14 protein-coding genes are annotated in these 14,683 nt (G+C 39.1%); 7 read left to right on the top strand and 7 right to left on the bottom strand.

Translation table 11 applies throughout. The features are described 5' to 3' along the window. The first annotated feature begins 1 nt into the window (after position 1). From SANK73390_RS07345 to SANK73390_RS07360, 4 genes are all read left to right on the top strand, one after another. Complete coding sequence (locus SANK73390_RS07345) at positions 2-2,461, top strand: fimbria/pilus outer membrane usher protein (RefSeq protein WP_462765051.1); 2,460 nt, start codon at positions 2-4, stop codon at positions 2,459-2,461. Next, a complete protein-coding gene (locus SANK73390_RS07350; protein ID WP_462765053.1) occupies positions 2,458-3,324 on the top strand; it encodes a hypothetical protein in 867 nt (288 codons plus the stop codon). The genes SANK73390_RS07345 and SANK73390_RS07350 overlap by 4 nt, the downstream gene beginning before the upstream one ends. A gap of 160 nt (positions 3,325-3,484) precedes the next feature. After that, positions 3,485-3,988, top strand: coding sequence for a hypothetical protein (locus SANK73390_RS07355; protein WP_261592564.1), 504 nt, complete (start codon positions 3,485-3,487; stop codon positions 3,986-3,988). Between the two features lie 340 nt (positions 3,989-4,328). Beyond that, on the top strand, positions 4,329-4,832 hold the full coding sequence (locus SANK73390_RS07360; protein ID WP_462765056.1) for a hypothetical protein: 504 nt from the start codon (positions 4,329-4,331) through the stop codon (positions 4,830-4,832). A gap of 189 nt (positions 4,833-5,021) precedes the next feature. Here SANK73390_RS07360 and SANK73390_RS07365 read toward each other — a convergent pair whose 3' ends face one another. Further along, positions 5,022-5,420: a hypothetical protein gene (locus SANK73390_RS07365; RefSeq protein WP_462765058.1), complete on the bottom strand. Its 399-nt coding sequence runs from the start codon at positions 5,418-5,420 to the stop codon at positions 5,022-5,024. A gap of 268 nt (positions 5,421-5,688) precedes the next feature. Between SANK73390_RS07365 and SANK73390_RS07370 the strand changes: the two genes are divergently transcribed. Next, the gene (locus SANK73390_RS07370) at positions 5,689-7,668 is read left to right on the top strand and encodes a TonB-dependent receptor plug domain-containing protein (RefSeq protein WP_462765060.1); all 1,980 of its coding nucleotides are present in this window, start codon (positions 5,689-5,691) and stop codon (positions 7,666-7,668) included. A gap of 105 nt (positions 7,669-7,773) precedes the next feature. On the opposite strand, the gene SANK73390_RS07375 is transcribed toward SANK73390_RS07370, so the two are convergent. Next, entirely contained in the window at positions 7,774-8,304 is a 531-nt protein-coding gene (locus SANK73390_RS07375) for a YcxB family protein (protein ID WP_462765061.1), read from the bottom strand. Between the two features lie 168 nt (positions 8,305-8,472). On the opposite strand from SANK73390_RS07375, the gene SANK73390_RS07380 reads away from it, so the two are divergent. Continuing rightward, a complete protein-coding gene (locus SANK73390_RS07380) occupies positions 8,473-9,309 on the top strand; it encodes an SPFH domain-containing protein (RefSeq protein ID WP_462765062.1) in 837 nt (278 codons plus the stop codon). Positions 9,310-9,667: 358 nt separating this feature from the next. Here the strand turns inward: SANK73390_RS07380 and SANK73390_RS07385 are convergent, their stop codons facing one another. Then, the gene (locus tag SANK73390_RS07385; RefSeq protein WP_462765064.1) at positions 9,668-10,657 is read right to left on the bottom strand and encodes a zinc-dependent alcohol dehydrogenase family protein; all 990 of its coding nucleotides are present in this window, start codon (positions 10,655-10,657) and stop codon (positions 9,668-9,670) included. Positions 10,658-10,771: 114 nt separating this feature from the next. On the opposite strand from SANK73390_RS07385, the gene SANK73390_RS07390 reads away from it, so the two are divergent. Then, positions 10,772-11,665 carry a LysR family transcriptional regulator gene (locus tag SANK73390_RS07390; RefSeq protein ID WP_261592570.1) on the top strand — a complete coding sequence of 298 codons (894 nt, stop codon included), beginning with the start codon at positions 10,772-10,774 and terminating at the stop codon, positions 11,663-11,665. Positions 11,666-11,803: 138 nt separating this feature from the next. On the opposite strand, the gene SANK73390_RS07395 is transcribed toward SANK73390_RS07390, so the two are convergent. The 4 genes from SANK73390_RS07395 to SANK73390_RS07410 all read right to left on the bottom strand — a co-directional run bounded on the left by SANK73390_RS07395 (position 11,804) and on the right by SANK73390_RS07410 (position 14,677). Further along, positions 11,804-12,589: a DUF4437 domain-containing protein gene (locus tag SANK73390_RS07395; RefSeq protein ID WP_462765126.1), complete on the bottom strand. Its 786-nt coding sequence runs from the start codon at positions 12,587-12,589 to the stop codon at positions 11,804-11,806. 126 nt (positions 12,590-12,715) lie between these two features. Then, positions 12,716-12,898: a hypothetical protein gene (locus tag SANK73390_RS07400; RefSeq protein WP_462765067.1), complete on the bottom strand. Its 183-nt coding sequence runs from the start codon at positions 12,896-12,898 to the stop codon at positions 12,716-12,718. 31 nt (positions 12,899-12,929) lie between these two features. Beyond that, the gene (locus tag SANK73390_RS07405) at positions 12,930-13,727 is read right to left on the bottom strand and encodes an SDR family NAD(P)-dependent oxidoreductase (RefSeq protein WP_261592571.1); all 798 of its coding nucleotides are present in this window, start codon (positions 13,725-13,727) and stop codon (positions 12,930-12,932) included. A gap of 104 nt (positions 13,728-13,831) precedes the next feature. Further along, entirely contained in the window at positions 13,832-14,677 is an 846-nt protein-coding gene (locus SANK73390_RS07410) for an enoyl-CoA hydratase/isomerase family protein (RefSeq protein WP_462765069.1), read from the bottom strand. Positions 14,678-14,683 lie beyond the last annotated feature (6 nt).

Raw genomic sequence — 14,683 nt, forward strand, 5'->3', positions numbered from 1 at the left:
AATGACAAAAATAGGCTTTGATAATTGGCCTACTCAATTGAAGTGTGCATTGCTCATGCTTCTTTTTATGTGGGCAACGCCTTCACTTTCGAGAGTGTATACGATGGACTTTCCGGTTCGGCTAAATAATGCCGAAGTGGGGCAAATTCCTGCCGTCATTAACGGGCTTGAATTAAAGTCAGTGTCTGCTGCTTCATTCAAACAAAACCTGCAAGGTATTTTAAGTCAAAAAGTACTGGTATGGCTCGCAAGTAAAGCGCAACAAGAATTAACACCTGAAGAGTTTGAAGTACAGGGCATTTTTTTGTCGTTACAGCCTCAAGATCTCACTATTAATATGTCTTTAAGTGAAGCCGCAATGGCAACAGATAACCTGTCATATGCTCGCCAAAAGCATTTTGAATTACCAAAAGGTGAAGCATATTGGGCTGTACTTAATAACTTTAATTTCGCTCATGAACGCAGTAATAATAACCAAAATTATAACTCTCAGTTTGAGTGGCTGATTAACTCAAACGTTGGCGGTGGTGACGGTGTCAACTTTAGCAGTTCAGTCTTTTGGGAAAACGGTAAGAGCCAACCAAGCCAATTTTCTCGCGGTGATCTCGCCCTTTTTTATGACCAACCAGACAAGCCTTTAAGAATGACGCTAGGTGACACCCAAACAAGCAGCACCGGTCACCTTTTGGGCACTCAACTTGCGGGTTTTAAAATTGAAAAAGCCTACTCACAGCTACAGCCTCAGCGAAAAACAACCCCAGGAAACAGTCAGCAATTTGTTTTGCCACGCCCAGCAACACTGGAAGTATTTATCAACGAGTTTCTTATTTCAAGAATAAGGCTTAAAGCTGGGCGCTACGACTTAAGTGATTTACCTTTAACTTCTGGCATCAATAACATTCATATCATTGCAACTTATGCCAATGGTGAAACACAAACATTCGACTTTACCACTCACTACAACTCAAGGTTATTGGCACAAGGGATAAGCGACTACTCACTTACATTTGGTTACCTTTCTTCTGTCGATAATGGTCGATATCATTATGATGATGACATGCTAGTAACGGGTAGTTATGAATATGGTGTGACAGATAAACTCACTCTTGGTGTCAATGGGGCCGTGCATTCGCTTGGACACATATTGGGCTCTGTAACCACTTTAAATAGCTTGTTGGGAAATATATCGCTTCGCTACTCGCAAAGCAAAGCACCACAAGCATCGGGAGATGCATACTCAATAGAAACAGAGCACAGTATATTTGGCCATGGAAACTATGGTTCACCTAATTTACGTTTAGGCTATGAAATTAGGAAGAACTTTACCAACACACCTTGGCAACAGTTCAATACTATTAGTAATACCAAACGCACATTTTTAGATTACAGTTACATTATCAATGACCACCTAGATTTCAACGTTAATGCCTCCAGAGCAGTAAACAATGACAACCTAGTTACCAAAAATGTATCAAGCGAGTTTAACTTACGCTACGAAGGCATACGTTTAAGGGTTGGATATAATCATAATGCAAGTGAAGACCTGCGCATAATCAGTGAAAACCAGTTCATTTTGAATGTCACTTGGAATTACTACGATAGCCAAAATAATACGCGTTCAAGGGCACAATATAATAACCGTAGCAAAACGGCTTCCACCAGCTACAGCAAAAATAATAATAATTTTATTAATGATTATGGCTACGAGTTACGCGCTGAAAAAGGCAGTGACTTTAGGCAAGAGCAAATTAAGGCAAGCTATACTGGGGCGTTTTTTAGAGCCGATGTTAATGCAAATAACTATACACACACAAGATTAAAAAGTGATGGTAGAGCCAGTATTAACTTATCTACCAGTGTCGGAGTGGCTGATGGCTACCTTGGCTTAGGCGCAACCACCACCACACCATTTGCGGTGGTAACCAAACATAAAACCCTAAAAAACACTGATGTATTAGTAAATACTGACCGCTTTGGTCGCGCCAAAACTAAACCAGACGAACGCATTGGCGCATTAATTGATGTCGGCTCAAGTTATACCAGCTATCAATTTAATATAGACGTACCTGATGCACCATTAGGCTATGACTGGGGACCGGGTATGTACACAATGGTCGGCGGTGCCAACACTGGCCATCATATTCAAATCGGTTCAGATCTATCTTACACAGTCATAGGTACCTTATTAGATGAACAAGGCATACCTATTGCAATGCAACGTGGATACGTGACGAAACTACAGAGCGACACAACCAGTAATGAAGCACCACTTAACCGCGCATTCTTTACTAACCGCACAGGCAGGTTTGTTATTGAAGGGATAAGCACCGGCAATTACATCATTAAGCTGGGCAATGCAACAGGGTATTTTACAGTCAAAGATGTAGAGAAACGATTTATGAGAATTGGCACCATTGAACTCAAACAACAAGCCCTATCAAAAGGAGGCACACGCAAGTGAAGTTAAAGGTCTTTATTTTACTTTTTTTGAGTTATTGGTTGTCAACATCCGATGCATTAGCAAACCGTAACGCGTGTAATGGCAATTTTTTAGCCACATTTAACCCGTCTGAAATAATTGAAGAACAAAGTAAGCGCGTCTCAGTCTATCTACCATTAAAAGTCCAAGTTTCTGAAAACTTACTTAATTGTGCTGATGAAATCTGGGTTGAAGATGTCGATTATTACTCTTTTGTCTTTGATGGCCCCACTGACTACAAATATGCAAAACTACAGGATGCTCAATTTAAACGCATTAGAATTAGAAATGGCATAGGAAAGACGCCACTAAATAGCCGTTCTACGCAAATGTGGTTACGCTTGAGACACTACAGCTTGTTTCCTGCTGGCGATTATATAGGAAGCATTAAAGTCTCTATTGTACGCAACAATAAGGTGATTGATGAACAATTTTTGGACATGACGTACTACTCACAACCCAGAATTTCAATTTCATTAGATAATTCAAGTAAAGGTAAAGTATCTGGCAGTAGCGGACATTATCAAATTGATTTAGGAGAGCTGAAAAGCAATATGCGTTTTAATTGGGGAATAAAAATACTCAGTAATAGCTCTTACGATATTGTCGTTGATTCTGAATACAACGGCTTACGTCATGAAACCGACATTCAGGCATTGATTGATTACTCAATTCGTTTCGATAACGTCAAAATTTCGTCTTCAGAGCGACTCATGCGAAGTTATAACTTTTTTTCAGGCGTCAAAAATAAGTGGTATGGGTTTGAGTTTATGTTAGGAAACGTCGAAATGATGCCTGCTGGCAATTACCAAGATAATTTATCACTTACCGTCTCCCCAAGATAACTTATTAATAAAAAACAATAAAACAAAACACAGTAAAAAATAAAAATTAAAAATAAAATAGTGGCACACCACTTGCTTTTATTTACAGCAAACGGGTAATTACACCCAACTCATTTAAACAAATAAAAACGACTTGCTGTATTTATTTAAGGGGAACGCCATGAACACATTACTAAAATCATTACTTGTTGCTTCAGCTATCACTTCAATTTCTGCCGCAGCTGCCGTTTCAAGTAGCACTGGCAACGAAGCTAAGTTTTCGTTTGAAGGTACTATCGAACCACTATGTAAAACTGATAGTGGTACAGCAAATAGTGTTACAGGACTAAACCTTGACGCTACCCAAGAAACTCAAGATATTGGTACGCTAGATGTGTGGTGTAACACCGGAAAAAATGCGACCACAGAATATAGTTCATTAAACGGTGGTTTTTTAATTGCTAACAATACACAAAAAAGTAAAATTGCTTACACCTTAGACATAGGCACAACTACAGGTGTTGATTTAAAAAGTGGCGCTTTCAAACATTCAACGACCGAAGCTGGTACTGGCAGCACAGGTGAGACTAAAGCGACAGCTTTAAAAATCACACCACAATCAAATGGCTTAAATGACGCAGGTACTTACTCAGACACTATCACGGTAACAGTAAGCCCGAACTAAAAAGTAAATATAACAATAAAAGCGATAACGTCGCATTTGTTGTTTGTACCGACCCCATAAAAAACGAGCGATAAATAGTCGCTCATTTTTTATGATAATGCACTAAAACCAACACCTATATGAATGAATAAATAAAAACCAGCTTTAATTAACCCCTCGATAGGTTTATCTGTTTATTTTTTATGACATAAATAGGTTTAAACACGTACTTTACCCTGTAAATTAATTCTTCCTTTAGACAAAACAACTCGTATTAGCAACCTATAAAAGCTAAACTTTAGTACTTAATAGGTTGCAAATTCAGATACACCTGCTGTAATTTAGGCTTAAGGGGGAGACTATGAACACTTTAATTAAACCACTCTTTGCTACTTTGATGCTTACTTCAGGCTCTGCTGCTGCCACGGTTTTAAGTACTTCTGGAAATGAAGCTAAGTTTTCATTTGAGGGGACGATTGAACCTGTGTGTAAAACCACCAGTGGTTCAACCAATGAAGTCAGTTTAAACCTTGACGCAACACAAAAAGCGCAAGATATCGGTACGCTAAACGTTTGGTGTAATACTGGAGAAAATGCCACAACAGAGTATCGCTCTGCAAACGGTGGTTTTTTAATCGCGAACAACTCGCAAAAGAGTAAAATTGCGTACACACTAGATATTGGTAAAGACTCAGGTATTGATTTACAAAACGGTACATACAAACACTTAAGCGCAACAGCGGCTGGTAATGGAACCGCAGGAAACACCAAAGCAACGATTTTAAAAGTCACCCCGCAGTCTCAAGGCCTTGATGCTGCTGGCACTTATTCAGATACGATTACAGTTATAGTTACCCCTAACTAACACTTTTTATAGTAATCGAACCCTAAATTTGTTAGCTCTTCCAACATGATACTCTTGCTTCATTCACGCTCTCAATAGCAAGCAAGGTCAATAAAGCAATAACACACCATAACGGGTAAACTCGCTATCGTTCCTCCTTGAACGAACGTCAATTAATTAAGCAAAATTCGCGCTTTGCAGTGGCCAGGATTAGCTTTTTTTATTATTTTTTATTATTTCTGGCCAACTCCATGGGCTGAGCTCAATAATTGTATCTGAACTCCCGACTCCATTTTCGCACACATCTTTTTGACCTATAATGCGTACAGGTAACTGCGCTTTATAAGAGCTTAGCAACAAATCATACTGATATTGAGATACTGATGAAGACAGATCTAACTCCCAAACTAGGTTATCAGTGTCTGAAATACAACTTTCAAACACTGAATAGTCTTTTATTATATCAAGTCGAACATAAACGATATGATCGTCATATTGAGCATCAGAGCGAAGATTGATGCTATTTACAGTGCCATAAACATCATTTTTTGCAAAAGCAGGCATAGATAAGCCTGTTAATGTTAATAACAACACAAGTGCGATTTTCATTATTCTATTTCCTTTAAATTCTAGCTTATCAAGCCAATAACTGTGTTTTATGCTGCAAAAGTATAACGTTATCTTAGTGCTAAACTCTAGTAACATTTGATTTCCTATTAACGAAATATAGATAGGGCTGACAATAACAATATTGTAAAATATGCATTGTAAAGCCGCCTAGTACCAAGCTAAGTTTATAAGCCAAAGCCTCTATATTATTGAATCGAAATTATTATCTGCTATCTTTTTTAAGTAACTCATTTTTAGAAAAGCATAAATGACTCATCCAAAAGATTACCTACTCTCCTTGCTAACTCTTTCTATATTGCTATGCCCTGTGGCGGCAACAGCTGAGCAAAACACTTCTCTTTTTGAGTTGTCTCTGGAAGACCTACTAAATATGCAAGTTATTACGGCTTCAAAACAGGAAGAATCTCTTCGTGATACAAATGCCAGTATTTCGGTGATCTCTCGTCAACAAATAGAACAATTCGGTGCTCATCGGCTCTATGAAATACTTGAACGAGTAGTATCAGTAAACAGTAACTATGGAGTTTTAACCGCAATAGCGACACGAGGAAGCAAACCTTGGACTGGCATACTACAGCACTTAGGACTAATAAATGGCAGGCCGTTTGGTAATTTAACCGGCGTGCATAGTTTATATACCTCCATCCCAATTTCATCTATTGAGCGAATTGAGTACATTCGCGGACCGGGATCTGTACTATACGGAACCAATGCCTACCAAGGCGTATTTAATATTATTACCCGAAAACCACAATCTGATGGCTTAGAGGCATATCAAAGTGCAACGTACGGCAGTTTTGGTACACAAATAGTCGAAGGCAGTTACTTATACAAAAAAGACGATTTTAATGCTGCTTTGCATTTACTTTATACCGATGTTGATGGGTGGGATGCAAAAACATTAGACCCAACTACCCAAACAACATTTAGCAAAAAAGCGTTCCAAACAGAAAAAACACTTCATTTAGACCTAAATTATAAAGCGCTGTCTCTTTCACACTTTAGAAGCCTACAAGACAGGTTTGCTAACTTTTGGGATGCACCACAGGAGCGCTACCTACCTTGGTCAAAACGCCATCCATCAACACTAACAAATTTAAGCTATAAACATCGTTTTGATAGTCGCTGGCAGCTTGATAGTCATTACACCAATATTGATAAGGTTATGGAATGGAGCAGTAACGGCTTAGCTGACAGCTTTACTAGGATTAAATCACCATTAAATATTCGACTTTTAGAGCTAAACCTAAGCGGTGACTTATCTGAGCAAACCACCCTACTTATTGGCGCAACCTACGAGCACCGTCGTGTTTACAAGGCCTCAACAGTACCTGATACTAAAGAGCGTTACGCTAGTATTTATGGGCAAATCAAATATGCGTTCACGCCTGACTTGAGTATTGAATTAGGCGGGCAATATGTAACTTCAATAGCACTGACGAATAACATTGATAACCAAAATGACTTTATTCCACGGCTGGGGCTTATATATCATATCAATGATTTATGGACCCTCAAACTTCGCCATGCAAAAGCTTTTCGTCATCCATCATCTGGTGAGCGCACAATCGAAACACCAGGTATTCAAAAAGGCACTCCAGATTTAAACTCTGAGACTATCAATACCACAGAAGCCCAGCTTTTTTATCAAACAGGCAATAAACTATTTACGACCACAGTATACAAAAGCAAAGAACAAGACCTTATTTTACTAAAGCCTTCAGCGGACCCTAACTTTGCTTTAGAAAACAAAAATAGTGGTGAAATTTCATCCTATGGAATTGAGCTAGAATACAAACATCAACTCACCTCAAATTGGTACACTGAGCTCTCTGCAGCCCATCAGCGTAATAAAGACGATATAGGTAATCATAATATCAATCTGTCACCTAACAACAGTATTAAGGTTGGTCTCGCATATGACAACATGCAGTGGCGTGTCGGTGCTTATTTATTAAGTAACTCAAAATATCACGATAATATTTTGTTTGACCCCAACAGAGAACTTGTTAACCCCGCAGCCACAGGCTACGACTGGCTTACGCTTAAACTAAGCCGCCAATTTAGTGTTAATCGTGATAACACTCTCACATTATCACTTGAACTCAAAAATTTGTTGGATGAAACAATATATCAACCCAATGATACTCCTGTATTTTATCCTTTAAACACACTGCCAGCCCGTGAAGGTCTCAGCGCATTTTTATCTGTGAGCTATCAGTATTGACTATAAAGCATTGTATTATATAACCGCTGCTTTTATCGCTTGATAAAAAGAATATATATTAAGCAAGCTCATAAAGCCAAGAGTACTAATAGCAAAAAGAGTGCCTTATCCTACTTTTTCGGCTAGTTTTTTGCTTACAAAAGCTCGAATAATTTCAATATTATCGCCTTTGGAGCCTATAGGTACTATCAAAGCTAAAACTCTATCAACAAAGATATATAATGTCCCTGAGTTTTCCTCAAGTGAGTCTACAGCTTTCCAATCATAAAATGTCTTAGCCAGCTGGCTCTTTTCGTAAATTCCATCCTCTTTAAATTCAATTGTTTTTTCGCCGAGGATTAAACCATCAGCAAAAGGGACCGCCTGATTAATTAGCTTATTTTGATTATACAAAAAAGCTCCAATTAGGATCACAAAGGGTGTTGCAGTTACAATTATCAACGTAAAATCTATACGCATCATTTTAATTGCAGGCAATTGCAAAACAAAATAAAAAACAACCACAAGAACAAGCCAAACAAGTAAATTTTTAACCCACATTGTTTTTTGTTTAGCATGCTCTTTTTGAACTCGACCCAACAAAAACCGATTGTAGTCTAAATAATCCTGCTTACTTAATTTGGTTATGATTTTCATATTCACCTCTGAAAGTTATACGATACAAGCAATTAACCATCCTACTTAGGGTTATTAATATTGCAAAAAAATAAATGGCCACTTTGTTAGACTACTGAATATCGAGCATTGCACATAGTCCTAAAATTCAATACCATGCTCAAAACTGTACCTTATAAAGAACAAAACATGCGTAGAGAATCCAATATTATCGGCACGATTGTCACATTTATTTCCATTATCGCAGTCTCACTATTTGCGATTAGTTCATGCACTAACCCAAGCACACCTGCGGGCCACGAGGGCTATGTTTATGAACAACCAAGGTTTATGGGAGCAGGCGGGTATCAAGGAAGCTTAGTTGGACCAAGTAACTATGGCTTTTCACTACTTCGTAATCAAGTCGTTAATATTGATATGCGACCCAATACTTATACTGAACGCTTTAGCATACTTGCCAACGATGACTTGAATATTAGCTTCGACTTTCATGCTGTAATTTCGATAAAAACAGGTACTATTAAAAAAGTCGTAGAAAACTATGGTGCTGAAAACTGGTATAAGCGATACGTGCGTGAAACATTTAGAACTTATGTGCGCGATGAGGTACAAAAGTTTGATAGCCGAGCTTTAAAAGCCAAACGCGAAGCAATCGCAACTCAAGTAACCAAACGTTTAAAAAGCTACCTCAACACCACGCCATTTGATATTAAACAAGTGGTGATTGGCAATATAAACTATCCGAACATTGTTGCTCAAGCTGTTGAAAAAAAGCTCGCGGCACAACAGTTACTTGCGGAAAAAGAAACACAAAAAGCCATTGCTAAAAAAGATGCAGAGATCCGTGTTGAAGAGGCCAAAGGCATAGCTGAGGCACAAAAAATAATTAACGCTACACTCACACCCAATTACTTGCAACATGAAGCTATCAATGCCCAACTAAAAATGGCTGAGTCACCCAACCATACTACTGTTTATATTCCTGTTGGCACAAATGGTATTCCGCTGGTAAAAGGCACTAAATGATAAGGTAGATTCGGCCGTGCTTATCTTTTAGGTATGAATTGTTTCAAATCAAAGGACTGAGGCTAATTATTTTATGCCTCACCTCACTGATGATAGGCACATTGCAATTAACTTGCTTGAGCACTTTTCAAATTTGCATGCCTAGGTGGTTTAATACCTGCTTTGTGAAAACATGATTATTCTAGAGGGCTAAATAGCTCATGTAGAATAACGACATACTGAATTTTCGCCTCGTTATTATACCGTTTATCTATTGCACTATAAGCGCATTTATTTAATGCAATTGGTATAAAAAATCAGACTAAACTTAAAGAGGGATATTTATATCTCCCTCTTTATGCTTAACAAACATAAAATGTTAAATAGATACCACAACTTTACCCATTGCTTGGCCACTTGCAAGGTAATCATGTGCTTTGCCAACATCTTGTAAATCAAAATGTTGCTCATCTACAACTGGGGTTAAATGCCCCGCATCAACAATGCTTGCCAGTTTTGCCAATATTTCACCATGCTGCTCACGTTTATGATTATGCAACATGGGGATCAACATAAACACAACATGTAATGATAACCCTTTAAAATGTGCAGTGGTAAGGTCTATTTCCGCCATAGAAACCGTCGTAGAAACTTGCCCATTTAATGCAGCTGCATCAAAAGAGTTCAGCAGATTAGCTGCACCGATAGAATCGTAAACCACATCAAATCCTACGCCATGAGTATGCTGCGCAACATAATCAGCAACCGTTTGTGTTTTGTAATTAATACCTGTCGCACCGAGTTTTTCAATCAATTCAAGCTGCTTATTGCCACCTCCTGTAGCAAAAACATCACTACCAAAGTATTTGGCAAGTTGTAGCGCAATATGCCCCACGCCACCAGCACCACCATGAACCAATACTTTATGACCTTGGTTAACACCCGCTCGCACTAACCCTTCATAAGCAGTAATACCAACCAAGGGTATTGCCGCGGCTTCGCGCATAGATAAGGTTTTAGGTTTATGCGCCACTAGTTTTGCATCAGCCAACATATACTCAGCTAATGCGCCTGGTAAATCAGCTAATCCGCCCGCGCATCCATAAACCTCATCTCCTACAGCAAACCCCGTCACATTTTCACCTACTGATTCAACAGTTCCGGCAAAATCCATCCCTAATATGCCAGGCAAAGAAGGAGATAATGGCGCTAAATCTTCGCCCATTTGACGGATCATCGTATCAACAGTATTCACACTTGTCGCAACGACTTTAACCAAAATATGTCCTGATTTAACGTTTGGTTTTGAGACTTGAGCTGCTTCAAATACGTTACTGTCGCCAAATGCATTAATGACCATTGCTTTCATTATGATGTCCTCTGTCTATTTGAGAAAGGATAGTATATGTACAAAACATATACTTGATAATACACTCGGATACTGAATCAGTTTTTACTTTTCATTAATAATAGGTAACAGCTCATGAATAACGAGCATTTGCGGCTTTTTGTGAGAGTGGCAGTCACTCATAATATCAGTATGGCGGGTAATGAATTAGGCTTATCACCGCCAGTTGCCAGTATGCACATAAATAAACTCGAAGAAACGCTCGGTGTAAAACTAATACACCGAACTACCAGAAAAGTGTCACTTACAGAGGAAGGGCGTGCATTTTTACCGCACGCTGAAGAAGTGCTCAATGCGTTAGATAGCGCCAAAGCCTCTATCGGAGCAGGCAGCTTTACACCCCAAGGTACTATTCGGGTTGCAGCGCCTTCGTCATTTGCCCGAATGCATATCGTGCCTGCTTTAAAATCGTTTTTAGCACAATACCCTCAGTTGAAAGTTGACTTACGACAAAGTGACAGCATTATTGATATGGTAGAAGGTGGCTTTGATATTGCCATCAGAAACGCTTCACTCAATGACTCAACCTTAGTTGCGCGCAAGCTCACACATGACCACCGTATTATTTGTGCATCACCCGAGTATATTAAAAAACATGGTGAACCGCGCACACCTCAAGATTTACTTAACCATCAATGTATCAACTTAATTGGTATTGATAGCTGGGTATTTAATACCCCAGATGGCATAAAGAAAATCAAAGGCAAAGGGGCAATACGAATAGATAATGGAGAGTCAACACGCGATGCATGTATTGATGGCGCAGGGTTAACTTTGTGTTCTATTTGGTGTGCTTATAAGGCTTTAAAAAAAGGAAAGCTCGTTCAGGTACTCAAAGACTATCCGGTAGAGTCAGATACTGCAATTTGGGCGGTTTACCCAAGCTCTCATTTATTAGCCCCTAAAGTTCGCGCTTTTATCGACTATTTTAAAGCCTACTACGGCGATATACCCTATTGGGAAAATTAACGCCCTAGGATTGCTGCAAGATTTAAACTATCACAGCCTTCAGTTTTTTAAAAACAAGCGATATATCTCGTTATATCGCTTATAAATATACTCACTAACATTGCCGGTATTTACCGAACGAAAAAGGAGTCTCTAAGGTTAATTATGAGTAAGACGATAACGACCATTAGTGCGTATGTATATCAATGATTCTTTACTCAATGCCACGTTATGCTTGAACTTTCCTACTGAGTCAAAGTAACTACCCGTACTGAGCTGCTGAATATCACGACTATCAGACGACTCATATTTAACGCTGCCCTTAATGACAACAGCTCGAAACTCTTGTGCATCAACCTGTAAAGTGCCATTAAATCCTGCTGATAACTTAAGCAAAGCTCCGCCTAATTGTCCCTGTTCAGAGCTTCCCCACAGTGGCGTTATTTTAGCTCCTTTTGCCACCTCCATAAACGTGGCATCACTGGCATTTAACCACGTTAAATTACCATAATGAATATTAAGCGGACTTTGTCCATTATCAAACGGCTCAGCGCTGGGTTTCACTAAATATGGGCCGCTATCAATTTCGAGATAAATGAGGTTTGATTGACCAGAGGCCGCGGTAATATGGTTTTCACCAGCAGGTTGTGTCCAAAATGATCCCTGAGGCATCCACATCTCTTTAGCCGCTGGGTCATCATTATGTAATAAACCATCAATCACAATCCCTCTATAAGAAATATTATGAATATGAGGTGGCGATGAAAAACCTTGTTTGAAATTAACCAGCATACCTGTTGCCACATTTTTGCTACGATCACCCCAAAGCTCAGCAGCCCCGGGGCTTTTGTCACCGCGTAGTGGGTTTAAATACCCCCATTTTATATTTTCAGCTAAAACCACATTAGACCTTGCTGCCTTCGCACTAGCTGATAACACCGTCATACCATTTAACAATATTAATAGATAAGTAAAACAACTTAACTTGTTCACAATATAACCTCTTAAATTTATTCAATAGTGCGTTAATTTGTATAGATTATTCGTACAGTCATTAACATAGCAGTCTCGTTATACATCAAAAAAATCAGGGTAATTGGCGTAAAGTTCCTTAATAATCACATTTTTTATATCTGCAACCGCATTACAAAATGCAATATTAATGCTAGAACGCAACTTTGCTGAGTGTGCAAAATTTACAATATTTTCTTCATTCAGCTTGTTACCTTTTCGTGTATCGCTTTTTAAACTCAAAATTACTCGTAGCATGCAAATGCATGCAGGCTTACTGGATAAGCGTTTCGATTACACCTGCAATATCAGCAATTTTAGTTACATTGAGCGCATCTTGATGAGGCGACGCAAATTCACCAATATCATTATCAAAATATAGACCCGATGCATGAGCAAATTCCTCAGACAATGCCGCCTTAACCAATATATCCGCGCCTACTTGTAAGTCAGTGCCAGCAACACCATAAGCTTGTTCAACCATTTTACTACCTAGAAATGATTTTGGGTTTAACGCTACAATCACCGGCCCCTGCTCATTAATAGATAAAGCCATATGACGTGACCACATCGTTAAGGCCAATTTGCTCTTTGCATAAACGCTACTGTCAGACAATACACTGGGTTTTGTCAGCTCCAGTGGACTAACTGACGACTGAGCTGCTGAAGACACGTTAATAATACGCCCAGTATTGCCTAACAGAACCAGAAGTTGGTGAGCTAGAATATATGGGGAAATGGTATTAACCACAAATCGAACATCAAGCCCCTCTGCAGATACCGTTTCTGGTACAACAAATACACCCGCATTGTTAATAATTACATCTAGACTTTTGTGATCTTGTTTTATTTTCAAGGCCAGTGCTTTAGTTTGTTTTAGGCTTGATAAATCAGCTTTGTAAGTAAAAATATGTTCTGGTTTAGTAAATTCGATGAGTTGCTTTTTTGCCTTATCTAGTTTTGTATCATTGCGACCATGTAGCAATACGGTGTGGCCTAATTTTACCAATGACACTGCTGTTGCAAAGCCAATTCCATCGGTAGACCCTGTTATTAGAATCGTTTTATTCATTGTTTAAGCGCCTTATTGACTCAATCGGTATTAAGTAACTTATTACTCAAGTTACTCCTTACATTAACTTAGCAGTACAGTGACATTTCGTTTTCCCAGTTCGGTCAGTTAATGTCTTGCACATTCATCACCAACTCATTCCAGTTGCGTTGATTTTTAATATCATGCTCCAATCCTTGTTCATCAGCCACTGTAAACCTTTTGATGGCGGGCGTTTTACTTGTGGCTTGATAAAGCCAATATGCTTCCGATCTAAGTGCCTCATCAATTGGCTTATCTATGGATTCATATACCGCTTGCTTACACGCATTAATCGCCTCCGCAGGAAATTGTGCAATCCGTTTAGCAAGTGTAGCGACGTACTCACCAATCTCATCGGGGTCAAGTGCTTTATTAATCGTGCCATAGGCTTGCGCCTCATCAGCATCAAAATCTTGTGCGCTTAATATAATCTCAAGTGCACGACCCAACCCTGTTTGACGAGCCATACGCGATGCCCCTCCGCCACAAGGTAAGATACCCATTGCCACTTCCATTTGCATAAATTTAAATTTGCCACGCGCAGCAAACCGCATATCTAAAGCAAGCGCTAACTCATGACCACCTCCACGCGCAAAACCTTCAAGCTTTGCAATGGTTGCCTGAGGTACTTTACTTATACGTTCACACACAGATTGCAAGTCTAGCAACTGAGCTTCTTCTCGAGACACCACTTCGGTGGACATATCTTTTAATAGCTCGGTATCATAATGACATACCCATATCTCAGGATTAGCAGATTGAAATACCACCACCTTGGTACTGCAGTCGCGCTCTAACCTCATAGCCAAAGCATTTAAGTCGGCTAACATTTTTTGACCTAGTACGTTTACAGTCCCGAAATCAAAAGTAACGGTCAATACGCCTTGATGCTGCTGCGTTGTAAATGTCTGAAAACCTGAATATTTCATAATACG

Source organism: Pseudoalteromonas sp. SANK 73390, from assembly GCF_054966645.1.